We start from the raw sequence: 21617 nt of genomic DNA on the forward strand, positions 1-21617 counted from the left end.
CGCCGTCCTCCTCGGCCCCCCCCCCCTGGGGGTGCTCCCCCGCGGCCCCCCCCGGCGCCCCCCAGCCGGGCGGCGGCGCGCCGCCCCCCCCCCCCGCGCCGCGCCCGGTCAGCCAAGCGTCACTTGACGATGTTGCCGATCTTCGGGGCTTCCTCGTTCTTGTAGCCGGCCGGGCCGAAGTTCGCGTCCACGGCCTTCTTCCAGGAGCCGTCCGAGACCATCTTCTCGAGCGCCTTGTTGATCTTGTCCTTGAGCTCGGCGTCGCCCTTCTTCAGGCCGATGCCGTAGTTCTCGTTGCTCATCTTGAAACCGGCGAGCTTGAACTTGCCCTTGAAGGCGTCCTGTCCGGCGTAGCCGGCGAGGATCGAGTCATCGGTGGTGAGCGCGTCGATGACCTTGCTCTGCAGACCGGTCAGGCACTCGGAGTAGCCGCCGTACGTCTGGAGCTGAGCCTTCGGGGCCAGCTTGTCCTTGACGTTCTGTGCCGAGGTCGAGCCGGCCACCGAGCAGAGCTTCTTGTTGTTCAGGTCCTCGGGGGACTTGATCGAGTTGTCGTCGGCGCGGACCAGGATGTCCTGGTGGGCCAGCAGGTAGGGGCCCGCGAAGTCGACCTTCGCCAGACGCTTGTCGTTGATCGAGTAGGAGGCGGCGATGAACTTGACGTCGCCGCGCTGGATCGCGGTCTCGCGGTCGGCGCTCTTGGTCTCCTTGAAGACGATGTCGCCCTCTTCGTAGCCCAGCTCCTTGGCGACGTACTTGGCGACCTCCACGTCGAAGCCGGTGTACTTGCCGTCCGGGGTCTTCAGACCGATACCCGGCTGGTCGATCTTGATACCGATCGTGATCTTGCCGCCCTTGTCGCTGCCGCCGTCGGCGGAGTCCTTCTTGCCGCCGCCACAGGCGGTGGTCGCGAGGGCGAGCGAGAGGACGACGGCCGAGGCGGCGGTGACCTTGCGAAGGTTCATGGTGACTTCCCTTGACTTGAAGCGATCTTGAAGCGATGCGGTGACCGGTGATCGGCTGAATCGAGTGATCGAAAAGCTGATCACTGAGGCTGTGAAGCTGCTCAGTGGTGCAGGATCTTCGACAGGAAGTCCCTGGCGCGGTCGCTGCGGGGGTTGTTGAAGAACTCCTCGGGTGAGGCCTCTTCGACGATCTTGCCGTCTGCCATGAACACCACACGGTTCGCGGCCGACCGTGCGAAGCCCATCTCGTGCGTGACGACGACCATGGTCATTCCGTCCCGCGCCAGCTGCTGCATGACCTCGAGCACCTCGTTGATCATCTCGGGGTCGAGGGCGGAGGTGGGCTCGTCGAAGAGCATCACCTTCGGATCCATCGCCAACGCCCGGGCGATCGCGACGCGTTGCTGCTGACCGCCCGAGAGCTGTGCCGGGTACTTGTCGGCCTGGGTGCCCACACCCACCCGGTCGAGCAGGGAGCGTGCCTTCTGTTCGGCGACCTTCTTCACCGTCTTGCGGACCTTGATCTGGCCCATCATGACGTTCTCCAGCACGGTCTTGTGCGCGAAGAGGTTGAACGACTGGAAGACCATGCCCACGTCGGCGCGCAGCCGGGCGAGCTCCTTGCCCTCCTGGGGCAGCGGCCTCCCGTCGATCGCGATGGCGCCGGTATCGATCGTCTCCAGCCGGTTGATGGTGCGGCACAGTGTGGACTTGCCGGACCCGGAGGGCCCGATCACCACGACGACCTCGCCGCGCGCGATCGTCAGGTCGATGTCCTGGAGCACATGCAGCGCGCCGAAGTGCTTGTTGACGTTGCTCAGTACGACCAGGTCGGTCGCCGTGGGTGCGGCATCCTCCACGCCCTTGGTCACTGACACTCCGCTCATCGGCTTCTTGCTCCGTCCTCCTCGGTTGGAGAGGACCCTAAGCACGCGGTGCGACCAGCGTCAGTACATCTGAGCTGAAATTGAGCATAACGATACGGCATCGACTGGACACCGAGGGTGAACGGGATCATGGGTGGCGTACCGGGTCGATAACGGAAACCGCGGAACAAGGGGGCGCCCCTTGACTCACCGGGCGGTGATCAGCGTTCATGCGGTGTACACACGCCAGAGCTAGGACCTGATCCGGATGTCGCGGCTGTCGCGGGACCGGGGAGGCCCGGCCATCAATCCGGAGGGAGGCCAGTGAGACTTCTGCTGGTCGAGGACGACGACCACGTGGCCGCCGCTCTCTCCGCGGTACTGGCCAGACACGGCTTCTCCGTCACCCACGCCCGCAGCGGCGAGGAGGCGCTCCAGGCCGTGCTGCCCGTGACCGACGGTGACAGGCCGCCCTTCGGCGTGATCCTGCTGGATCTCGGGCTGCCCGACCAGGACGGATACCAGGTCTGCGGAAAGCTCAGGAAGCTCACGGCCACCCCGGTCATCATGGTCACCGCGCGCTCGGACGTCCGCTCGCGGATCCACGGGCTCAACCTCGGCGCCGACGACTACGTCGTCAAGCCGTACGACACGGGCGAGCTGCTCGCGCGCATCCATGCCGTCAGCCGGCGCAACGTGCCCGGTGACGACGCGGCTCCGTCCACCGGCGCTCTCATGCTCGGTGCCGTCACGGTCGAGCTCCCCACCCGCCGGGTCAGCGTCGACGGTGAGGTCGTCCAGCTCACCCGCAAGGAGTTCGACCTCCTCGCGTTGCTCGCCCAGCGCCCCGGTGTCGTCTTCCGGCGGGAGCAGATCATCAGCGAGGTGTGGCACACGAGTTGGGAGGGCACCGGCCGCACTCTCGAGGTGCATGTCGCCTCGCTGCGCTCCAAGCTCCGGATGCCCGCTCTGATCGAGACCGTGCGCGGCGTGGGGTACCGCCTGGTCGCGCCCGCCGCGTAGAGGCCACAGCTTCCCTTGCGTACTCGTCTCCTTCCCCTCCTCATCGTCCTCATGGCGGCGGTGCTGCTCGCCCTCGGCTTTCCGCTCGCCGTGAGCCTTGCCGCGGCCGAACAGCAGAACGTCGTCGTCGACCGCCTGGACGACACCGCACGCTTCGCCGCCCAGGCGCAGTTCGTCACCGACGGGGTGTCCCGGCAGGACGAGCGCAGGCAACGGCTCGTGGAGGAGCTCAACCGCTATCACGACGTGTACGGAATGCGGACCGGCGTCTTCTACCGCAGCGAGGCCGCGATGGCCCGCGCTCCCGAGTACTGGGAGATACCCGACGAGGGCGAAGGACGCCGGGCCTTCCGGGAGGCGCTGCTCGGGCGGCGCAGTCATGACCCGCCTCAGGTGTGGCCCTGGCAGGCAGGAGCCAGACTCGTCGTCGCCTCACCGGTGGTGAGGGAGGGCGATGTCGTGGCGGTCGTCGTCACCGACTCTCCCACCGGGCAGCTGCGTTCCCGGATCCTGGCCGGATGGCTGGTGATCGCGGCCGGGGAGTCCGCGGCGATGCTCGTCGCCGTCGGGGCGGCCGTGCGGCTGACCGGCTGGGTGCTGCGGCCGGTACGTGTGCTGGACGCCGCCACCCACGACATCGCCACCGGCAGGATGAACTCACGCGTCGCGGCTTCCGGGGGCCCCCCTGAACTGCGTCGGCTGGCACGCTCGTTCAACGAGATGGCGGACAACGTCGAAGAGGTACTGGAACAGCAGCGCGCCTTCGTCGCCGACGCCTCCCACCAACTGCGCAATCCGCTCGCGGCGCTGCTGTTGCGTATCGAGCTGCTCGCACTCGAACTGCCCGAGGGCAACCAGGAGATCGCCTCCGTACGCACCGAGGGCAAGCGGCTGGCCCAGGTACTCGACGATCTGCTCGACCTCGCGCTGGCCGAGCACGCGTCGGCGGATCTGCGGCTGACCGACATCGGTGAGCTCGCGGCCGAACGGGTCGCGGCCTGGCGCCCGCTCGCCGAGGGGAAGGGCGTACGGCTCGTCGGCCACGGCACCGCGGTGACGGCCTGGAGCGACCCCATCGCACTCTCCAGCGCCCTCGACGCCGTGATCGACAACGCGCTGAAGTTCACTCCCGAGGACGAGGAGGTCACCGTCGTGGTCTCAGCGGACGGGGATACCTCCACCATCGTGATCACCGATCGAGGGCCCGGACTGACCGACGAGGAGCTGGGACGGGTCGGCGACCGCTTCTGGCGCAGCAACCGCCACCAGAACGTGAAGGGCTCGGGCCTCGGCCTCTCCATCACCCGCGCGCTCCTCGCGGCCGCCGGCGGATCGATCGCGTATGCGCACAGCGAGCCGCACGGACTGCGGGTCACGCTCACGGTGCCGCGTACGCCGCCCGCAGGCCCGGAGTACGACGGGGCGCCCCGGTCGTAGCGGGGCGCGCCCAGCCCCCGGAGCGTCCGGCTCGCGGCTATTCGCTGGCCTCCGCGGGCTGCGCGCTGCTTGGATGCGGCCATGCACACCGCTCTTCCCGCCGGCTACGAGATATCCGCCGATCCTGCCCGACTCGATCCCGCGCTGATCCACCGATGGCTGTCACAGGACGCGTACTGGGCCCTCGGTCGAAGCCGGGAGAAGCAGGACACGGCCATCGCCGGTTCTCTCAACTTCGGCCTCTACGACAGTGCCTCCGGTGCACAGGTCGGCTATGCCCGCGTGGTCACCGACCGGGCCACATTCGCCTGGTTGTGCGATGTCTACATCGCACCCGATGCCCGCGGCAAGGGCCTGGGCACCGCCCTGGTCGCCGCCGTCCGCGAGCATCTCGCACCGTACGGGCTGCGGCGGGTCCTGCTGGCGACCGCCGACGCGCACGAGGTGTACGCCAGGATCGGCTTCGAGCCCCTGGCGAAGCCGGAGAAGTGGATGGCGCTGGGCGAGCAGTGAGCCGCGGCGGTTCCGTTGGTGCAGCGGCTCGGCCCACCGCCGCCGGTACCGCGGCTACGGCGGGCTACGGCTTGGTCGAGCTGTAGTACCGCCGGGCACCTTCGTGCAGCGGCAGTGGATCCGTGTAGATCGCCGTCCGGAAGTCGACCAGCTGCGCGGGGTGCACCTCGTGCCCGATGCGGTCCCGGCTGTTGATCACCGTGCGGGTGATGCGCTCGGTCAGCTCCGGGTCCGCGTCCGTGGTGGTGACCAGCAGATTCGTCACGGCGACGGTTTGCACCTGGACGGATCCGCCGAGCATGTGCGGATAGGCGTCGGCGGGAATCACGGCAGAGCGGTAGTAGCGCGTGACCGAGCTCGTCTCGAGGAGCTGGTCGACCAGCTTGTCGCCGAGGGGGACCAACCGGATCGGAAGGCGCTCGGACAGCGTCTGCACCGCGCTGGTGGGCAGCCCGCCCGACCAGAAGAAGGCGTCGAGCCGTCCCCCCTTCAGCAGGTCCGGCATGGTGTCGATGCCAGCCGACACAGGCTCGACGTCCTTCGCCGGGTCGAGCTTCGCCGCCCTCAGCACCCGCTCGGCGATCAGCCGTACGCCGGAGCCCGGCTGCCCGACGCCGACCTTCATGCCGTGCAGGTCGGCGGGGGTCTTGACGGGTGAGCCCTCGGGCACCACCAGCTGTACGTAGTCGTCGTACAGCCGCGCGCAGGCGCGCAGCCGGTCAGCGCCGGGCCTGGCGTCCCGCTGGTACGTGGCCACGGCGTCGGCGGTGGCGATGGTGTAGTCGGCCTCGCCCGCGGCCACCCGGGCGAGGTTCTGCTGGGAGCCCTCGCTGGTCCGCAGGTCTATGTCGACGCCGGGCAGATCGCGGGCCAGCGCGCCCTTGAGCAGCTCGCCGTATCGCTGGTACACACCGGTCTTCACACCTGTACTGAAGGTGAGCCGACCGCTCGGGGCGCTCTCACCGAACGGCAGGAGCCACCACAGCAGCAGCCCGCACACCACGGCGAGCACCGCGGAGCCCTGAAGGGCACGGCGTCGGGTGGGGCGGGGGAGAGCTCGGGGCATGGTCGCGATCCTGCCAGCTCACCGCCCATGATGGCCAGGCCGGCCGGCGCCGGGCAGGGACCCGGGGGCCCGATGCCGGGGCGGATGTCCGCTCCGGTGCCCCGCTGGGGCAGCAGCGGGTCAGCACTGGGTCAGCGCGCCGTCACAGCACGTCCTCGATGGTGATCGGCAGTTTGTGGATCCTCCGGCCCGTGGCGTTGTGGACGGCGTTGGCGATCGCGGCGGCCACGCCCACCTGACCGATCTCCCCGACCCCCTTGACCCCCAGCGGATTGACGACCGGGTCGTCCACCTCGATCAGCTCGACATCCACGTCAGGGGCGTCCGCGTTGACCGCGACGAGGTATTCGCCGAGGCTCGCGTTCGCCCAGCGGCCCGTGTCCGGGTCCATGTGGTTGGCTTCCAGAAGTGCCTGCCCCAGCCCCCACAGCATCCCGCCCATGAGCTGGCCCGTGGCGGTCTTCGGGTTGAGCACCCGCCCGGGAGCGAACGCCCCGGTCATCCGGCGCACACGGATCAGACCGAGCTCCGGATCGACGGCCACCTCGACGAACTGGGCGCCGAACGTGAGCATCGCGTACTCCGCGTCGGCCGCCCCGGGCGGGCTCCAGGATCCGGTGGCCTCCGCGTCCGGCAGGAAGTGGCGCTGGAGCAGCGAGACATAGGACTCCGCTGCTGTACCCGCGGTCATCACCCCGTCCCGGACGACGACATCGACCGGATTCGCGCCATGCAGGGGCGAGCCCTTGTCGCCGACGGCGCGGGCGACCATCTGGTTGCGCAGGGCGGTGGCCGCGCTGTGCACCGCGGCGCTGATCATCGCGGCGCCCGCAGAGCCGACAGCGGCGGCGATGCTCGGCAGATCGGTGTCACCGTGCTCGAAACGGCACCGCTCGAAGGGCATCCCGAGAGCATCGGCGGCCACCTGGGTCATGACCGTGGTCACACCCGTGCCGAACTCGGGCGTCGCCGCCTGCACGACGGCGGTGCCGTCGGCGTACAGCCGGGCGCGGGCACGCTGCGGGCTGCCCGGCGGGGCGACCGGGTACGCGGCACTGGCCATGCCGCTGCCGATCAGCCAGTGCCCCTCGCGCCGCGCCCCCGGGTCGGCGCCGCGCTCGCCCCAGCCGAAGCGGGCGGCGCCCCGTTCGTAGCACTCCCTGAGGCCGCAGCTGGACCAGGGCAGGCCTGTGTTGGGGTCGTGCTCGGTCCGATTGCGCAGGCGCAGCTCGACGGGGTCGAGGCCGAGTTCCCCGGCGAGCTCGTCCATCGCGCATTCGAGGGCGAACATCCCCGACGCCTCACCCGGAGCGCGCATGAAGGTGGGTGTCATCGTGTTGCCGCGGATCAGACGGTAGATCCCCTGGTAGTGGGGGCAGGCGTAGAGCTGGGACGAGACACCGAGCGAGGGTTCGGCCCAGTGGTCGAAGTGCGAGGTCACCGAGATCTTGTGGTGGCGTATCGCGGTCAGCCGGCCGTCCCGGGTGGCGCCGACGGTGAGCTGCTGCTCCTGTTCCTCGCGGTGGCCGACCGAGGTGAACATCTGCTCACGCGTGAGGACCAGCTTCACCGGCCGCCCCACCTCGCGTGCGGCCATCGCGGCCAGCGCGCAGTGGTTGTGCACCATGGCCTTGGAACCGAAGCTGCCGCCCACGTACTGGCCGATGACACGGATCCGGGACAGCGGGATACCGAGCAGCCGGGCCACGGTGATCTGGGTGGCGTTGACCCCCTGGGTCGCGTCATGGAGCACCAGCTCGTCGCCCTGCCACTGCGCGGTCGTGGCAGAGGGCTCGATCGGGTTGTGGTTGTTCGCGGCGAAGGTGTAGGTGGCCTCCACCCGGACGTCGGCGTGGTCGAGCCCCGCCTGGATGTTCCCGCGCTCGATCCGCCCGGGCATGAACCCGCCGAAGATGGACTCAGGCTCGTAGGCGGAATCCCGGCCCTGGCCGATCGTGGTGACCGAGGGCGTTTCGGCATAGCTGATCCGGACCAGGCTCGCCGCGTGCTGGGCCCGCTCATAGGTGTCGGCGACGACGAGTGCGACCTGCTGGCCCGCGTAGTGGACGATGTCGTCCTGCATCGGGAAGAAGGTCTGTCCCGGTGCGGCCGTCCCGGCCAGTGACGGGATGAGCGGGGGCTGGGTCGCGACCCTCGGCAGGTTCTGGTGGGTCAGGACGGCGAGTACACCGTCCTCGGACAGAGCGGCGCTCGTGTCGATGGCCGTGATGCGCCCGCAGGCGATACGCGCGCCGACGACGTAGGCGTACGTCAGACCCGGGATCGGGATCTCGGCGGAATAGCGTGCCGCTCCCGTGACCTTGGCGCGGCCGTCCACGCGGGCGAAGGGCTGCCCGACCGCCGCCCCCGAACGGCCTGCCGTGGGTGCCATGGGTGCCGCGGTCATGCTGGGCTCCCGCCTGCTGAGAGGGTTTCCAGCGCGCGGACGATCGCGCGCTGGGCGAGTGTGACCTTGAAGGCGTTCATCGCGGTGGGTGTGGCGTCGGCCAGCTCCACCCGTGCCGCCTGGACGAAGTTCGCCCGCTCGGCGACGGCCCCGATGAGGAAGTCCTCGGCGCGTCGTGCTCGCCAGGGTTTGGTGGCCACTCCGCCGAGGGCGATCCTTACGTCCGCCACGGTGTGGTCCACGAGCGAGAGCGCCACCGCGACCGACGCCAGGGCGAACTCGTAGGACTCACGGTCGCGCACCTTCAGGTAGAGGGAGTTCCGGGCGACCGGTGCGGCCGGGACCTCGATCGCGGTGATCAGCTCGCCATGTGCCATCGGGTGCTCGCGATGCGGGGTGTGGCCGGGCAGCAGGTAGAAGCCGTCGATCGCGTACACGTGCTCTTCCTGGACGCTTTCGGGGCCCTGTGTCCGTACCCGGGCGTCGAGGGCCATGAGGGCCACCGCCACATCGGACGGGTGCGTGGCGATGCAGTGGTCGCTGGTGCCGAGCACGGCATGGCCGCGGCTGAATCCATCGATCGCGGAACAACCCGTGCCCGGCTCCCGCTTGTTGCAGGGCGACTCGGCGTCCCTGAAGTACGAACACCGCACGCGCTGCATCAGATTGCCGCCCATGGACGCCATGTGACGCAGCTGCGCCGAGGCGCCCAGTTCCAGCGCCTGCGCGATCACCGGGTAGCGCTCGCGTACGACCGGAGCCGCGGCGACCTCGCTCATCCTGGCGAGGGCACCGATGCGCAGACCGCCGTCGGGGGTGCTTTCGACGCCGGTGAGCGGGAGGGCGTTGATGTCGACGAGACGTCTGGGGGAGAGGACGTTCTGCCGGAGCAGATCGACCTCGGTGGTGCCTCCCGCGAGGAAGTCGCTGGTGGGGTCGGAACTCACGGCGGCGACCGCACTGGCCGTGTCGGGGGCGCGGGAGTAGGAGATGGACCGCACGGCGGGGCTCCCTGGGTCGGCTGCTTGATCGTTGTCAGGGTGCGGACTCCTGGTCCGGGCGCTCCTGGTCCGGATGCGCGGTCTGGCGCGCTTGATCCGCTTGCTGAGCCTGATCGGTGCCGTCGCGCACGGCGCGGATCGCGGCCCGGATTCGGGGGTACGCCGCGCAGCGGCAGATGTTGCCGCTCATCCACTCGCCGATCTCGGCGTCGTCATGGGCGTGGCCCTCATCGAGCAGGGCCACGGCCGACATGATCTGGCCCGGAGTGCAGTAGCCGCACTGGAACGCGTCCTCCGCGATGAACGCCTGCTGCATCGCGTGCAGTTCGTCCTTGTCCGCGAGGCCCTCGACGGTCGTGATCTCATGACCCTCGCAGGTCACCGCCAGCGTCAGGCAGGCGAGCACGCGCCGTCCGTCCACCCATACCGTGCAGGCACCGCAGGTGCCCTGATCGCAGCCCTTCTTGGCGCCGGTCAGTTGCAGATGCTCGCGAAGGGCGTCGAGCAGGCTCACGCGCGGCTCGATCTCCAGCGTGCGCTCGGTGCCGTTGACGCCGAGGACGACCTCGCACGGCCCGGGGCCGCGCTCGTCCAGAGCTCGGCCACGTTGGGTGGTGGGGCTGCCACGTACAGGCATGTCATCCCTCCCGTGCTCCCCTTGGAGGCTTCCTCTCCATGCTTATACCGGTGCAAAGTGGCTGCAACCGGGGCCTTTTGTCGCGGAGGTGGGCGAGGGGTGGGCGCAGGGCCGAGGGTGCCCGCGGCACCGCCTACTCTTGATGCATGACCAGCAGTGACCGGAGCCAGGCAGTGGACGTCAAGCGCAGCTACGAGATCCGCACCTACGGGTGTCAGATGAACGTCCATGATTCCGAGCGACTGTCCGGTTTGCTGGAGGAAGCGGGATACGTCCGGGCGCCCGAGGGTGCCGGCGACGGCGAGGCCGACGTCATCGTGTTCAACACCTGCGCGGTCCGGGAGAACGCCGACAACAGGCTGTACGGCAATCTCGGGCGGCTCGCCCCGATGAAGACGTCCCGCCCCGGGATGCAGATCGCCGTCGGCGGTTGCCTGGCCCAGAAGGACCGCGACACCATCGTCAAGAAGGCGCCGTGGGTCGACGTCGTCTTCGGCACGCACAACATCGGCAAGCTGCCGGTGCTGCTGGAGCGCGCCAGGGTCATGGACGAGGCGCAGGTCGAGATCGCCGAATCGCTCGAGGCGTTCCCCTCCACGCTGCCCACGCGCCGGGAGAGCGCCTACGCCGCATGGGTCTCCATTTCCGTCGGGTGCAACAACACGTGCACGTTCTGCATCGTCCCCGCGTTGCGCGGCAAGGAGAAGGACCGGCGTCCCGGCGACATCCTTGCCGAGGTGGAGGCACTGGTCGCCGAAGGCGTCTCGGAGATCACCCTGCTCGGGCAGAACGTCAACGCGTACGGCTCCGACATCGGCGACCCTGAGGCGTTCTCCAAGCTGCTGCGAGCCTGCGGCGCCATCGAGGGTCTTGAGCGGGTCCGCTTCACCTCGCCGCACCCCCGCGACTTCACGGACGACGTGATCGCGGCCATGGCGGAGACCCCGAATGCGATGCCGCAGCTCCACATGCCGCTCCAGTCGGGCTCCGACGCGGTGCTCAAGGCGATGCGCCGCTCGTACCGGCAGGAGCGGTTCCTCGGGATCATCGAGAAGGTCCGGGCCGCGATTCCGCACGCCGCGATCTCGACCGACATCATCGTGGGCTTCCCCGGCGAGACCGAGGAGGACTTCGAGCAGACCCTGCACGTCGTGCGTGAGGCACGCTTCGCGCAGGCGTTCACCTTCCAGTACTCCAAGCGGCCCGGGACTCCTGCCGCCGAGATGGAGGGCCAGATCCCGAAGCAGGTCGTCCAGGCCCGCTACGAACGGCTGGTCGCGCTCCAGGAGGAGATCTCCTGGGAGGAGAACAAGAAGCAGGTCGGCCGGACGCTCGAGGTCATGGTCGCGGAGGGCGAGGGTCGCAAGGACGGCGCCACCCACCGGCTCTCCGGGCGGGCGGCGGACAACCGTCTCGTCCACTTCACCAAGCCCGGGACCGAGGTACGGCCCGGTGACGTGGTCACCGTCGAGATCACCTACGCGGCCCCCCACCACCTGCTCGCCGAGGGTCCGACGACTGCGGTGCGCCGCACCCGGGCGGGCGACGCCTGGGAGAAGCGCAACGCCGCCCCGGCCCAGCCCGCGGGTGTGCTCCTGGGCATCCCGACGATCGGCGTCCCGGCGCCGCTTCCTGCCGCGACGGGCGGCTGCTCGGTCGGCTGACGCGGGTGCCGGGGCAGGTACTAGGCTGCGGATCATGCTCGTCGCCGCTGCCGTCTGCCCCTGCCCCCCGCTCCTGGTGCCCGAGGTGGCCGCTGGCGCCGCACCCGAGCTGGACGCGGCGCGGGCCGCATGCGCGCAGGCGCTCGACGGTCTCGCGGCTGCCCGCCCGGACCGGCTGGTGGTGATCGGCCCGGCCGGTCCCGGTGAGGCCGGGGTGTACCCGCAGGGCGCTTCGGGATCCTTCAGTGGCTACGGCGTCGATGGGGATCTGCGGCTCGGCGAACCCGGCGAAACCACAGCCGTCCCCGAGGCGCGCGCTCGGCGGCTTCCCGCGTCGCTGACCGTCGCCGCGTGGCTGCTCGACCGGGCAGGGTGGGACGCGGCCCCGGTGGAGGGGCTCGCGATCGATCCGCTGCTGCCCCCGGAGCGGTGCGGCGGGACCGGCCGTGAGCTGGCTGCCGGGCCGTCGCGCACCGCTTTGCTGATCATGGGTGACGGAAGTGCCTGCCGGACCCTGAAGGCTCCCGGCTATCTGGACGAACGGGCCGCCGCGTTCGACGCCGCTGCCGCCCGGGCCCTGGGTGCGGCGGACTCGGCGGCACTGATGGCGATCGACGCCTCCCTGGCGGGCGAGCTCAAGGCCGCCGGCCGTGCTCCCTGGCAGGTGCTCGCGGGTGCGGCCGAAGGCACACGGACTGCAGGGCGGCTGCTGTACGAGGGCGCTCCCTATGGCGTCGGCTACTTCGTGGCCGCGTGGTCGTCCGCGTCGGAGGCGTTGTAACGCACGGGCCACCCCGCCTGGTCCTTCACTCCCCGCTGTCCCTCACTGCCGTGCCCGGCCGTGCCCCGCCTGGTCCGGCCCGCACGGTTCGCCACAGCGGACGGCCGCGGAGCAGGTCTCGCTCCGCAGCCGTCCACGTCGCTCTGCTGCGCACTGCTGAGCTCTTTCGGGCCTTCCCCGTCCGCCCCGCCTGTCGGATGCCCGCAGGAGAGCCCGCGTGCTGCCGCGTCTTCAGGGGGAGGGCGGCATGGTGCCCGGGTCCTTGGGGCCCGCGACGCCTTCCTTGTGGGCTAGGCGGTCCAGTGCCTCCTTGGCCTTGCCTGTGCCCGACTCGATCTTGTCGTGGTACTTGCCCTTGGTCCGGTGGTCGACCTTCGCCGCGGCCTTCTCCAGGCCGTGCTCAAGCTTGTCGATCTTGTCCTCGTGCTGGTGCGCGAAGTCGGAGACCTTGTCCTTGGCCGGGGCGAGCTTGGCCTTCAGCGTGTCCAGGATGCCCATGGGTCACCTTCGCTCGTGGGGTCTACTTCCGGGCGCTCTCACCGGCCTCGTTGTCGGCGGCCTCGTCGGCTGACTGCTGCTTGGGGATCTCCACGCTCTCCCCGGTGGCGGGCGTCTGGGCCTGTCCTGGAGCGTCTTCCGGAGCCGCTGTGGCCTCGGGCGACACCTCCGTCGACTCCGACGGGCTCTCGGGCCCGGTAGCGGATGCGGATTCGGCTACCGGAGTGCCGGCCGTACCCTCCTTGGTTGACGCCTCGGCAGTCCCCTTACCCGTCCGGCGAAACCTTGCAAAAACGCCCATATCTACTCCCTAGGATACTCGTGTGGGCGAAATCCCGCGCTGCCCGGGGCGTCCCATCGCGCCCCTCGGGAGCGCCGGTTCGTAAAACCGGCGTGCGAGACCTCGCAACGGAAACGACCAGGCCGAAGGTGCCGTCACGTAACTCGTTCGGGGACGTGCGGCGAGGTTTGCGAGACTGGGCCGGTGAGAAGTGCAGCTCCCGCACCGCGGGTCATCGCCGTCGTCGGTCCCACCGCGGCCGGAAAGTCCGATCTGGGCGTCCATCTGGCTCAGCAGCTCGACGGCGAGGTCATCAACGCCGACTCGATGCAGCTCTACCGGGGAATGGACATCGGCACCGCCAAGCTGGACCTCCGGGAGCGGGAAGGCGTCCCGCATCACCTTCTTGACATCTGGGACGTGACCGAGACGGCCAGCGTCGCCGAGTACCAGAAGCTGGCCCGTGCGGAGATCGACCGGCTGCTCGCGGACGGCCGTACGCCCGTGCTCGTCGGAGGCTCCGGGCTGTACGTCCGGGGCGCCGTCGACGCCCTCGACTTCCCCGGCACTGATTCCGTCGTACGGGCCCGGCTCGAAGCCGAGCTGGAAGAGCGCGGCCCGGGCGTACTGCACGCGCGGCTGGCCATCGCCGACCCGGACGCCGCACGAGCGATCCTGCCAGGCAACGGGCGCCGGATCGTCCGCGCGCTCGAGGTCATCGAGATCACCGGCAAACCTTTCACCGCCAACCTTCCCGGGCACGAGTCGGTGTACGACACCGTCCAGATCGGGGTGGACGTCGGACGCCCGGAACTCGATGAGCGCATCACCACGCGAGTGGACCGTATGTGGGACGCCGGGCTCGTCGATGAGGTGCGCGCCCTGGAGGCGCAGGGGCTGCGCGAGGGGCGCACGGCGTCCCGGGCACTCGGCTACCAGCAGGTGCTCGCCGCACTGGCCGGAGACTGCACCGACGACGAGGCGCGCGCCGAGACCGTGCGTGCCACCAAGCGCTTCGCGCGCCGTCAGGACTCGTGGTTCCGCCGCGACCCGCGTGTCCACTGGCTGAGCGGCGCCGTCGCGGACCGCGGGGAACTCGTGGACCGTGCCCTCGCGTTGGTCGAACGAGCGGTCACAGCCTGATCACGTGATGGCATCGGGACGCGCTGCCCGGCATTCCGATGCCCGGGCTCGTGCCATCATCAAGCATCGATCCACCAGTGGAGTCCGAGTTGGGAGGGCGCGTGGCGATGGAGGCCGGCCCTCGCGAAAGTGATCAGGGAATCCGGGAAACCCAGGAAGGCGCGGCGCGCCTGAGTCCGGACGGTCCTGATGACGCTCTGGACCTGAACCCCGTCCTTGAGCCCGGCCCTGACCCGTCCATCGACGACTCGTCGGTCGGGCTCGTGGTGGGCGCCGAGGTCGAGGTCGAGCTTCGTCCGCAGCGCAGACTGCGGATCTGGCAGCTCGCGCCCATCGTGGGGCTCGCCGCGGTCGGTTCCCTCATGTTCGCGTTCCCGCTCGCCTTCGGTTCGGGTGACGGCGGCGCGGTCGTGGCCATGCTCGGCCTGCTGATCAGCGGCTGCGCAGCGGGCTGGGGGCTGACGGCGGCCCGCCGGGTCGGCCACACCTGGCCGGGGCTGCCGGTGCGCGGCTCCGGTGAGCGCCCCGACTGGCGGGTGATCGCGCTGTACACCGCCGCCACGGCCGCCTTGGTGGTGCTCGCGGTGTGGCGGGTGGCCAGACTCCGCTGACCGGCCGGGTCCGGTCACGGGGGCCGGGCCGCCGTGAGGCCGGCCGCCCTACGCCGTGTCGTACCCGGACCGTACGATTGACCTCGTGACCTCAGCTCAGACCACTCCGAGCACGGCGTCGCCCGCCTTCCTCAAGGGCCACGGCGCAGAGAACGACTTCGTGATCGTCCCCGATCCCGACGGCGTCATCGACCTGTCCCCGGCCGCCGTCGCCCGGCTGTGCGACCGCCGGGCCGGGATCGGCGCGGACGGCGTGCTGCGGGTCGTGCGGTGCGCCAAGCATCCCGAGGCACTGCCGATGGCCGACCGGGCCGAGTGGTTCATGGACTACCGCAACGGCGACGGATCGGTCGCCGAGATGTGCGGCAACGGCGTGCGGGTCTTCGCCCGCTATCTGGAGCACGCCGGTCTGGTCAGCGCGGGAGACGTCCCGATCGCCACCCGCTCCGGCATCAAGCAGGTCCATATCGCCAAGGCGGCGCCCGGCAGCAGCGCCCCGGGTGACATCACGGTCGCGATGGGCCGGGCCCGCTTCCCGGAGGACGAGGCCACGGTCACCGTGGACGGCCGCAGCTGGCCCGCGCGCAATGTGAACATGGGCAATCCGCACGCGGTGGTGTTCGTCGAGGACCTCGGTCACGCGGGCGAGCTGCGCTCCGCGCCGGCGTACGCGCCCTCGTCCGTCTATCCGGACGGGGTGAACGTCGAGTTCGTCGAGGACCGCGGCCCCCGTCATGTGGCGATGCGGGTCCATGAGCGCGGTGCGGGTGAGACCCGCGCCTGCGGTACCGGGGCCTGCGCGGTCGCCGTGGCCGCGGCACGGCGCGACGGCGACGACCCGGCCGCGACCGGTGCGCCCGTCACGTACACCGTCGACCTGCTCGGCGGCACCCTGACCATCACGGAGCGCCCGGACGGCGAGATCGAGATGACCGGCCCCGCGGTGATCGTCGCCGAGGGCCGGATCGCCCCGGCCCTGCTGACCGGCGGCTGACCGGCCCTGGCTCACCGCATCGCCCGAACCGTGCCGTTTGCGTCACCGCGGACCGCTCCATGTGCGAGGCGGGCAGCACAAACGGCCGTCGCACCAAGCTTCGCTCGAATGGGTGATCCGTTTCACGCTGAGCGAGAGCGGGACTCCGCCACGTGGTGGGCTCGGTAGCATCAAGCACCGGCCCGGCGGGCAAGCCTGCCCGTCCCACCGCCGGTCGACGCCGCCGGAGGTGCCCCCATGAGCGCAGAGGCCCCCAAATCCGATGCACCCAGTCGCCGGCGCGGGCGACCCAGACTCGACCTCCGTCGGCTGGGCCGCGCCGCGCTGCTCGGGCCGACCGCGCGGGACCGGCTGTCCGACGCGATCAGCCATGTCGCCGAGGCACATCGCGCCCATCACCCCGACGCCGACCTCGCCGTCCTGCACAAGGCGTACGTACTCGCCGAATCGTCGCACCGCGGCCAGTTCCGGAAGAGCGGCGAGCCGTACATCACCCATCCCCTGGCCGTGACCCTGATCCTCGCCGAACTGGGCGCGGAGACCACGACCTTGACGGCGTCCCTGCTCCACGACACGGTCGAGGACACCGATGTGACACTCGAGCAGGTGCGCGCCGAGTTCGGCGAGGAGGTCTGCTATCTCGTCGACGGGGTCACCAAACTGGAGAAGGTCGACTACGGTGCCGCGGCCGAACCCGAGACCTTCCGCAAGATGCTCGTCGCCACCGGCAGCGATGTGCGCGTCATGTCGATCAAACTGGCCGACCGGCTGCACAACATGCGGACCCTCGGCGTCATGCGCCCCGAAAAGCAGGCCCGTATCGCACGGGTGACGAGGGACGTGCTGATCCCGCTCGCCGAGCGCCTCGGCGTACAGGCCCTCAAGACCGAGCTGGAGGACCTGGTCTTCGCCATCCTCCACCCCGACGAGTACGAACGCACCCGTGCGCTCATCGCGGACAACCCCGACGCCTGCGATGCCCTGGACGCCATCGCCGAACGCGTACGCGCCGTACTGCGCGAAGCCGGAATCCCCTCCGAAGTCCTCATCCGCCCACGGCACTTCGTCTCCGTGCACCGCATCCGGCTCAAGCGCGGCGAACTGCGCGGCACGGACTTCGGACGGCTCCTCGTCCTCGTCGCGGAGGACGCCGACTGCTACGCCGTGCTCGGCGAGCTGCACACCTGCTTCACTCCGCTGATCTCGGAGTTCAAGGACTTCATCGCCGCCCCCAAGTTCAACCTCTACCAGTCGCTGCACACCGCGGTCGCCGGCCCCGAGGGCGCCGTCGCCGAAGTGCTCATCCGCACCCACCAGATGCACAAGGTCGCTGAAGCCGGTGTCATCGCGCTCGGCAACCCCTACGCGGCGGCGACCGAAGGAACGGAGGCCTCCGGCGCTGCCGACACCCAGCAGGCGGACGGAGAGCGCGCCGACCCGACCCGCCCCGGCTGGCTGTCCCGGCTGCTCGCCTGGCAGGAGTCCGCCCCCGATCCCGACACCTTCTGGACCTCCCTCCAGGCCGACCTGGCCGAGGACCGGGAGATCACCGTCTTCCGCACCGACGGCGGCGCCCTGGGTCTGCCCGAGGCCGCGAGCTGCGTCGACGCCGCGTACGCGCAGTACGGCGAGTCGGCGCACGCCTGCATCGGGGCCCGGGTCAACGGCCGCCTCGTGACGCTCAGCACCCAGCTCGGCGACGGCGACACGGTGCAGCTGCTGCTCGCCCAGGACGCCGCGTCCGGGCCCTCGTCCGACTGGCTGGACCACGCCCGCACCCCCGCGGCACGGATCGCGATCACCAAATGGCTGGCCGAACACCCCGAGGGTGCCAAGCCCCCGGCTTCCGCCCCCCGCGCCCCCGCGGCCGTCTTCGCCGGTCGCCGCACCGCGGCGAATGCCGTGACCGACCTGCCCCACGCGCCGGTACGCCTCGCGGGCTGCTGCACACCCGTGCCACCCGACGCGGTCACCGGTTTCCCTGTACGCGGCGGCACGGTGACCGTCCATCGCGCCGAGTGTCCCGCCGTGGCCCGGATGCGGGCGCTGGGGCGGGAACCGGTCGGAGTGCGCTGGGGCGATGCTTCGGAGTGCAGGGTCACCCTTGTCGTCGAATCGTTCGGCCGGACGCGACTGCTGGCGGACCTGACCGAGGTCATCGCGATGGCCGACGCCGCGATCGTCTCCGCGGTCGTCGAACCGCCGAGCGAGCAGCGCGTACGGCACACCTACACGCTCCAGCTCCCCGACGCCGCCGGACTTTCCGTGCTGATGCGGGCCATGCGCGATGTGGCAGGGGTCTACGACGTGAGCCGCGCCTAGGGCCGTGTTTTCGAACTGGCGTCGTCCGCCCGAAGGGCGGGGCGCCGTGACCGGGCAGGACCAAAGCGGACCCGGCGGCGCGGTGTGCGGCACCCGCGTCAAAGTCCGTTCGAGTGGGCACGGCGCGCGCCGTCGCCGTACACGAACACCGCCCTGGTAGCCGTGGTGCATGCTGCTGACCTCACGACGCCTGCGGGCCGCCATGCTCGCCACCGCCGCGGCCACACTGCTGGCCTCCGCTCCGCCCCGGCCCGAACCGCTCGGCATCGGTGACCCGCTCTTCCCGCATCTGGGCAACCCCGGGTACGACGTCCTCTCCTACGACATCGCGTTCGTCTACGGCGGCTCGAACACCAAGCCCCTGCAGGCGATCACGAAGATCGCCGCCCGGACGACCTCGCGTCTGGAACGGATCAACCTCGACTTCACCCACGGGAGCGTCAAGGACGTCGAAGTGAACGGGGCCGAGGCCGCGTTCACCACCGTGGGCGAGGACCTCGTGCTCAGCCCGGCCAGGCCGGTCGACGCGGGCCGCCGTCTGAGCATCACCGTCACCCACACCAGCGATCCCAATGGCCCCAAGGGAGCCGGCGGCTGGGTCCGCACCACGGACGGGCTGGCGATGGCGAACCAGGCCGACGCGGGGCACCGCGTCTTCCCCTGCAACGACCACCCGGCAGACAAGGCCCTTTTCACCTTCCGTGTCACCGCGCCGTCCAACCTGACGGCGGTGGCCAACGGGCTCCTGAAGGGCAGGACCGCCACCGGTGCGAACACCACCTGGCTCTACCGCACCAGCCACCCCATGGCGACCGAACTCGCACAGGTCAGCATCGGTCCGTCGACCGTCATCGATCGCGCGGGACCACACGGGCTGCCCCTCAGGGACGTCGTCCCGACGGCCGACCGCACGCTCCTCGAACCCTGGCTGAAGCGCACCCCGGGCCATATCGAATGGATGGAGAGCAAGGTCGGACGCTATCCCTTCGAGACCTACGGAGTGCTGGTCGCCGGGGCCGACACCGGATTCGAGCTGGAGACGCAGACGCTCTCGCTCTTCGAACGCTCGCTGTTCACGTCGCGTGACCGGGAGAAGTGGTACGTCGACTCGATCATGGTCCATGAGCTGGCACACCAGTGGTTCGGGGACAGTGTCACCCCGCGGGCCTGGGCCGACCTCTGGCTCAACGAGGGACACGCCACCTGGTACGAGGCCGTGTACGCGGAAGAGCACGACAAGAAGTCCCTGGAGCAGCGGATGCGTCTCGCGTACACCCGCTCGGACGGCTGGCGGGAGTCGGGCGGTCCGCCCGCCGCGCCGAAGCCCGCGGCCGCAGGCAAGCAATTGGGACTGTTCCGGCCGATCGTCTACAACGGCAGCGCACTGGTGCTGTACGCCCTGCGCCAGGAGATCGGCACCAGCGCCTTCGACCTGCTGGAGCGCACCTGGGTGAGCCGTCACCGGGACGCCAACGCCAGCACGGCGGACTTCATCCGGCTCGCCTCGCAGGTCTCGGGCCGTGATCTCTCCACCTTCCTCAAGGCATGGCTGTACGGGGCGAAGACCCCGAGCATGCCCGGCCACCCGGATTGGCGCAGCGACGCGCCGAAGGCGGAGAGGGCCGGGAAGAAAGCGGAGCAGAAGGCGGAGAAGCGGGTATAGAGGGGGCAGGAGCCACGTGAAACCGGGATGACGGCCGCCGGAGCACCATGCGACCATCGACGTACCGATCGCCCCGGGAATTTCTCCCGGCGGTCACGCGTTGTGACAGGCGTTACGCCCGTTCCGTACCGGTACTTCTGTACCACTCTTCGTGTCCCATCGACGTAAGGATCCAATGACCTCCTCTTCATCCCCTTCCCAGGACGCACAGAGCTTCGCGGACAGCAGCCGCGCCGAGAGCCTTCGGGCCGATGCCCTGATGGAAGAGGACGTCGCCTGGAGCCACGAGGTCGACGCGGACCGGGACGGCGAGCAGTTCGACCGCTCCGACCGTGCCGCGCTACGACGCGTGGCAGGGCTCTCCACCGAACTCGAGGACGTCACCGAGGTCGAGTACCGCCAGCTCAGGCTGGAGCGTGTGGTGCTGGTCGGTGTGTGGACCTCAGGGACCGTGCAGGACGCGGAGAACTCGCTGGCGGAGCTCGCAGCGCTGGCCGAGACGGCGGGTGCCGTCGTGCTCGACGGCGTCATCCAGCGCCGCGACAAGCCCGACCCCGCCACCTACATCGGCTCCGGCAAGGCGAACGAGCTGCGGGACATCGTGGCCGACAGCGGCGCCGACACCGTCGTCTGCGACGGTGAGCTCAGCCCCGGACAGCTGATCCACCTCGAGGACGTGGTCAAGGTCAAGGTGGTCGACCGCACCGCCCTGATCCTCGACATCTTCGCCCAGCACGCCAAGTCCCGCGAGGGCAAGGCGCAGGTGGCGCTGGCCCAGATGCAGTACATGCTGCCCCGGCTCCGAGGCTGGGGTCAGTCGCTGTCCCGGCAGATGGGTGGCGGCAGCGGCGGCGGTATGGCCACCCGAGGCCCCGGCGAGACCAAGATCGAGACGGACCGGCGACGGATTCGCGAGAAGATGGCGAAGATGCGCCGGGAGATCGCGGAGATGAAGACGGGCCGCGAGATCAAGCGGCAGGAGCGCCGACGGAACAAGATCCCCTCGGTCGCGATCGCCGGATACACCAACGCCGGCAAGTCCTCGCTGCTCAACCGGCTCACCGGTGCAGGAGTCCTCGTGGAGAACGCACTGTTCGCCACCCTGGACCCGACCGTGCGCCGGGCCGAGACCCCGAGCGGCCGGCTGTACACGCTGGCGGACACCGTCGGCTTCGTACGGCATCTTCCGCACCACCTCGTCGAGGCGTTCCGTTCCACCATGGAGGAGGTCGGCGAGTCCGATCTCATCCTCCATGTGGTCGACGGCTCGCATCCCGCTCCCGAGGAGCAGCTCGCCGCGGTGCGTGAGGTGATCCGCGATGTCGGCGCGGTGGACGTGCCCGAGATCGTCGTGATCAACAAGGCGGACGCAGCCGATCCGCTGGTGTTGCAGCGGCTGCTGCGCATCGAGCGGCACGCGATCGCCGTGTCCGCCCGTACGGGTATCGGCATCGGTGAGCTGCTGGCGCTCATTGACGCCGAACTGCCCAGGCCCCAGGTCGAGATCGAGGCCCTGGTGCCCTACACGCAGGGCGGTCTGGTCTCGCGGGTGCACGCGGACGGTGAGGTCTTGTCCGAGGAGCACACCCCCGAAGGCACGCTGATCAAGGCACGCGTCCACGAGGAGCTGGCCGCGGCCCTGGGTCCGTACGTCCCGGCGGCGCACTGACGCTGTGCCGTGCTGACGCACGACGCGGCACGGCAGCACAAAGGCCCGGTTCTCTCGGGGAGTCACCTCCCGGGAGA

Annotated in this window: 20 protein-coding genes; 11 read left to right on the forward strand and 9 right to left on the reverse strand. The window is 70.1% G+C overall.

Translation table 11 applies throughout. From position 1 onward, the window contains the following. Positions 1-119: 119 nt before the first annotated feature. Both ACFV6V_RS02515 and ACFV6V_RS02520 read right to left on the reverse strand, forming a co-directional pair. A complete protein-coding gene (locus ACFV6V_RS02515; protein ID WP_385557949.1) occupies positions 120-965 on the reverse strand; it encodes a glutamate ABC transporter substrate-binding protein in 846 nt (281 codons plus the stop codon). 101 nt (positions 966-1066) lie between these two features. Then, on the reverse strand, positions 1067-1852 hold the full coding sequence (locus ACFV6V_RS02520) for an amino acid ABC transporter ATP-binding protein (protein ID WP_385557952.1): 786 nt from the start codon (positions 1850-1852) through the stop codon (positions 1067-1069). A 303-nt stretch (positions 1853-2155) separates the two neighbouring features. On the opposite strand from ACFV6V_RS02520, the gene ACFV6V_RS02525 reads away from it, so the two are divergent. From ACFV6V_RS02525 to ACFV6V_RS02535, 3 genes are all read left to right on the forward strand, one after another. Beyond that, positions 2156-2854: a response regulator transcription factor gene (locus ACFV6V_RS02525; protein ID WP_385557955.1), complete on the forward strand. Its 699-nt coding sequence runs from the start codon at positions 2156-2158 to the stop codon at positions 2852-2854. 15 nt (positions 2855-2869) lie between these two features. Beyond that, complete coding sequence (locus tag ACFV6V_RS02530; RefSeq protein ID WP_385557958.1) at positions 2870-4291, forward strand: ATP-binding protein; 1422 nt, start codon at positions 2870-2872, stop codon at positions 4289-4291. Between the two features lie 81 nt (positions 4292-4372). Further along, positions 4373-4804: a GNAT family N-acetyltransferase gene (locus ACFV6V_RS02535; protein WP_385557961.1), complete on the forward strand. Its 432-nt coding sequence runs from the start codon at positions 4373-4375 to the stop codon at positions 4802-4804. Positions 4805-4868: 64 nt separating this feature from the next. Here the strand turns inward: ACFV6V_RS02535 and ACFV6V_RS02540 are convergent, their stop codons facing one another. The 4 genes from ACFV6V_RS02540 to ACFV6V_RS02555 form a co-directional block, all read right to left on the reverse strand. Then, positions 4869-5870 carry a TAXI family TRAP transporter solute-binding subunit gene (locus ACFV6V_RS02540; RefSeq protein WP_385557964.1) on the reverse strand — a complete coding sequence of 334 codons (1002 nt, stop codon included), beginning with the start codon at positions 5868-5870 and terminating at the stop codon, positions 4869-4871. 142 nt (positions 5871-6012) lie between these two features. Further along, positions 6013-8277: a xanthine dehydrogenase family protein molybdopterin-binding subunit gene (locus ACFV6V_RS02545; protein WP_385557967.1), complete on the reverse strand. Its 2265-nt coding sequence runs from the start codon at positions 8275-8277 to the stop codon at positions 6013-6015. Further along, positions 8274-9278, reverse strand: coding sequence for an FAD binding domain-containing protein (locus ACFV6V_RS02550; protein ID WP_385557969.1), 1005 nt, complete (start codon positions 9276-9278; stop codon positions 8274-8276). Before ACFV6V_RS02550 ends, ACFV6V_RS02545 begins: the two co-directional genes overlap by 4 nt. 34 nt (positions 9279-9312) lie before the next feature. Beyond that, entirely contained in the window at positions 9313-9915 is a 603-nt protein-coding gene (locus tag ACFV6V_RS02555) for a (2Fe-2S)-binding protein (RefSeq protein WP_385557972.1), read from the reverse strand. Positions 9916-10061: 146 nt separating this feature from the next. Here ACFV6V_RS02555 and miaB point away from each other — a divergent pair, with 146 nt between their 5' ends. Beyond that, on the forward strand, positions 10062-11579 hold the full coding sequence (gene miaB, locus ACFV6V_RS02560) for a tRNA (N6-isopentenyl adenosine(37)-C2)-methylthiotransferase MiaB (protein ID WP_385557975.1): 1518 nt from the start codon (positions 10062-10064) through the stop codon (positions 11577-11579). A 34-nt stretch (positions 11580-11613) separates the two neighbouring features. Continuing rightward, positions 11614-12360 carry a class III extradiol dioxygenase subunit B-like domain-containing protein gene (locus tag ACFV6V_RS02565; RefSeq protein ID WP_385557978.1) on the forward strand — a complete coding sequence of 249 codons (747 nt, stop codon included), beginning with the start codon at positions 11614-11616 and terminating at the stop codon, positions 12358-12360. Positions 12361-12591: 231 nt separating this feature from the next. Here ACFV6V_RS02565 and ACFV6V_RS02570 read toward each other — a convergent pair whose 3' ends face one another. The 3 genes from ACFV6V_RS02570 to ACFV6V_RS02580 form a co-directional block, all read right to left on the reverse strand. Then, complete coding sequence (locus tag ACFV6V_RS02570) at positions 12592-12858, reverse strand: antitoxin (RefSeq protein ID WP_385557981.1); 267 nt, start codon at positions 12856-12858, stop codon at positions 12592-12594. Between the two features lie 22 nt (positions 12859-12880). Then, positions 12881-13024, reverse strand: a complete 144-nt coding sequence (locus ACFV6V_RS02575) for a gliding motility protein (RefSeq protein WP_385557984.1) — start codon at positions 13022-13024, stop codon at positions 12881-12883. A 269-nt stretch (positions 13025-13293) separates the two neighbouring features. After that, positions 13294-13374, reverse strand: a complete 81-nt coding sequence (locus ACFV6V_RS02580; RefSeq protein ID WP_361282149.1) for a hypothetical protein — start codon at positions 13372-13374, stop codon at positions 13294-13296. On the opposite strand from ACFV6V_RS02580, the gene miaA reads away from it, so the two are divergent. From miaA to hflX, 6 genes are all read left to right on the forward strand, one after another. Next, entirely contained in the window at positions 13343-14281 is a 939-nt protein-coding gene (miaA, locus tag ACFV6V_RS02585; RefSeq protein ID WP_385557987.1) for a tRNA (adenosine(37)-N6)-dimethylallyltransferase MiaA, read from the forward strand. The two genes, ACFV6V_RS02580 and miaA, sit on opposite strands and share 32 nt — an antisense overlap. 107 nt (positions 14282-14388) lie before the next feature. Then, positions 14389-14892: a hypothetical protein gene (locus ACFV6V_RS02590; RefSeq protein ID WP_385558350.1), complete on the forward strand. Its 504-nt coding sequence runs from the start codon at positions 14389-14391 to the stop codon at positions 14890-14892. 85 nt (positions 14893-14977) lie between these two features. Next, the gene (gene dapF, locus ACFV6V_RS02595) at positions 14978-15886 is read left to right on the forward strand and encodes a diaminopimelate epimerase (protein WP_385557990.1); all 909 of its coding nucleotides are present in this window, start codon (positions 14978-14980) and stop codon (positions 15884-15886) included. A 237-nt stretch (positions 15887-16123) separates the two neighbouring features. After that, positions 16124-18208, forward strand: coding sequence for a RelA/SpoT family protein (locus ACFV6V_RS02600; RefSeq protein WP_385557993.1), 2085 nt, complete (start codon positions 16124-16126; stop codon positions 18206-18208). 169 nt (positions 18209-18377) lie between these two features. Beyond that, positions 18378-19871, forward strand: a complete 1494-nt coding sequence (locus tag ACFV6V_RS02605) for a M1 family metallopeptidase (protein ID WP_385557996.1) — start codon at positions 18378-18380, stop codon at positions 19869-19871. 175 nt (positions 19872-20046) lie between these two features. Then, positions 20047-21540 (forward strand): GTPase HflX, encoded by a 1494-nt coding sequence (gene hflX, locus ACFV6V_RS02610; protein WP_385557999.1) that lies wholly within the window; start codon positions 20047-20049, stop codon positions 21538-21540. The last annotated feature ends 77 nt before the right edge of the window (positions 21541-21617 follow it).

Source organism: Streptomyces sp. NPDC059828, assembly GCF_042731955.1.
Classification (GTDB): Bacteria; Actinomycetota; Actinomycetes; order Streptomycetales; family Streptomycetaceae; genus Streptomyces.

Bases quoted from the DNA above. Each gene is read 5' to 3' on its own strand.
- ACFV6V_RS02515 (WP_385557949.1), bottom strand. From the start codon at position 965: ATGAACCTTCGCAAGGTCACCGCCGCCTCGGCCGTCGTCCTCTCGCTC.
- ACFV6V_RS02520 (WP_385557952.1), bottom strand. From the start codon at position 1,852: ATGAGCGGAGTGTCAGTGACCAAGGGCGTGGAGGATGCCGCACCCACG.
- ACFV6V_RS02535 (WP_385557961.1), top strand. From the start codon at position 4,373: ATGCACACCGCTCTTCCCGCCGGCTACGAGATATCCGCCGATCCTGCC.
- ACFV6V_RS02540 (WP_385557964.1), bottom strand. From the start codon at position 5,870: ATGCCCCGAGCTCTCCCCCGCCCCACCCGACGCCGTGCCCTTCAGGGC.
- ACFV6V_RS02545 (WP_385557967.1), bottom strand. From the start codon at position 8,277: ATGACCGCGGCACCCATGGCACCCACGGCAGGCCGTTCGGGGGCGGCG.
- ACFV6V_RS02555 (WP_385557972.1), bottom strand. From the start codon at position 9,915: ATGCCTGTACGTGGCAGCCCCACCACCCAACGTGGCCGAGCTCTGGAC.
- miaB (WP_385557975.1), top strand. From the start codon at position 10,062: ATGACCAGCAGTGACCGGAGCCAGGCAGTGGACGTCAAGCGCAGCTAC.
- ACFV6V_RS02565 (WP_385557978.1), top strand. From the start codon at position 11,614: ATGCTCGTCGCCGCTGCCGTCTGCCCCTGCCCCCCGCTCCTGGTGCCC.
- ACFV6V_RS02570 (WP_385557981.1), bottom strand. From the start codon at position 12,858: ATGGGCATCCTGGACACGCTGAAGGCCAAGCTCGCCCCGGCCAAGGAC.
- ACFV6V_RS02580 (WP_361282149.1), bottom strand. From the start codon at position 13,374: ATGACCCGCGGTGCGGGAGCTGCACTTCTCACCGGCCCAGTCTCGCAA.
- ACFV6V_RS02590 (WP_385558350.1), top strand. From the start codon at position 14,389: ATGGAGGCCGGCCCTCGCGAAAGTGATCAGGGAATCCGGGAAACCCAG.
- ACFV6V_RS02600 (WP_385557993.1), top strand. From the start codon at position 16,124: ATGAGCGCAGAGGCCCCCAAATCCGATGCACCCAGTCGCCGGCGCGGG.
- ACFV6V_RS02605 (WP_385557996.1), top strand. From the start codon at position 18,378: ATGCTGCTGACCTCACGACGCCTGCGGGCCGCCATGCTCGCCACCGCC.
- hflX (WP_385557999.1), top strand. From the start codon at position 20,047: ATGACCTCCTCTTCATCCCCTTCCCAGGACGCACAGAGCTTCGCGGAC.